Origin of the sequence: Streptomyces alkaliphilus (genome assembly GCF_014141535.1) — a bacterium.
In the GTDB taxonomy this organism is placed as follows: Bacteria; Actinomycetota; Actinomycetes; order Streptomycetales; family Streptomycetaceae; genus Streptomyces; species Streptomyces alkaliphilus.
Window position 1 is genome coordinate 1 of sequence record NZ_VKHT01001312.1, and the last position, 1122, is coordinate 1122.

The 1122-nt window shown below is 75.0% G+C and carries 1 protein-coding gene and 1 pseudogene; one reads left to right on the forward strand and one right to left on the reverse strand.

What is annotated here, in order from left to right; genetic code table 11:
* Positions 1–94 precede the first annotated feature (94 nt).
* Positions 95–430 (forward strand): annotated as a pseudogene (locus FNQ90_RS27815) (ATP-binding cassette domain-containing protein); the annotation flags it as partial.
* Between the two features lie 267 nt (positions 431–697).
* Here the strand turns inward: FNQ90_RS27815 and FNQ90_RS27820 are convergent.
* Positions 698–1122 (reverse strand): response regulator transcription factor (locus FNQ90_RS27820; protein WP_182608292.1); only part of this gene is annotated, 425 nt, incomplete at its 5' end.

Here is a 1122-nt window from a genome sequence, read left to right on the forward strand (position 1 = left end):
GTCGCGGGGGGTGCGCTTCGGGTACGGCGGCAGCGGGTCGCCGGTGCTGGCGAACCTGGATCTGGTGGTGCCACGGGGCGAGCGGCTGGCGGTGATGGGGCCCAGCGGGGTGGGGAAGTCGACCCTGGTGGCCGTGGTGTCCGGGCTGGTGGCTCCCGACGCGGGACGGGTGGCGCTGTTCGGGGTGCCCCTGGCCGGGCCGGGTACCGAGGGGATGGAGCGGCTGCGGACCCTGGTGCCCCAGGAGGGGTACGTGCTGACGGGGTCGGTGCGGGAGAACCTCCTGTACCACCGGCCCGGGCCCCCGCCCCCCGATCGGCTGGTGATGGAGGCCGTGCGGGAGGTGGGGGCGGAGGAGTTGGTGGAGCGGTTGGGCGGTCCGCAGGGCCGGGTGGTGCCGACGGCGTTGTCCGCCGGGGAACGGCAACTCCTGTCGCTGGTCCGGGCGCACCTGTCGCCGGCGCCGCTGTTGGTGCTGGACGAGGCGACGTGCCATCTGGACCCGGCCGCGGAGGCCCGGGCGGAGAACGCGCTGGCGGCACGCGGGGGGCGGACGCTGGTGGTGATCGCCCACCGGCCAGGATCGGCGCGGCGGGCGGACCGGGTCCTGGTGCTGGACGGGAGCCGGGTGGAGATCGGGACCCACGCCGAGGTGGCGGAACGGTGCTCCCTTTACCGGGAGTCGGTCCTCGGGTGGTCAGATCCATCCGGCCTCGCGGGAGATGCGGACGGCGTCGACGCGGTTGCGGGCCCCGGTCTTGCGGGTGACGGCGGCGACGTAGTTCCGGACGGTGCCCCGGGACAGGTGGAGGCGGTCCGCGATCTCGGTCGGTGAGCAGCCGTCCGCGATCAGGGAGAGCACGTGCAGTTCCCTCGGCGTGAGAGGGATGGTGGCGGCGTGGAGGAAGTCGGGGGCGAGCGTCTCGTCGACGTACCGGTGGCCCTCGGCGGTCATGCGGATCGCCTTCGCGAGACGGTCGGGGTCGGCGTCCTTGCTGACGTAGCCCAGGGCGCCGGCCTCCGTGGCGCGGCGCACCAGGCCGGGGCGGCCGGTGGCGGCGAGCACGAGGAGGGCGGTGGAACCGGCGCGCAGTCGGTGTCCCAGTTCGAGGAGGGGGAGGT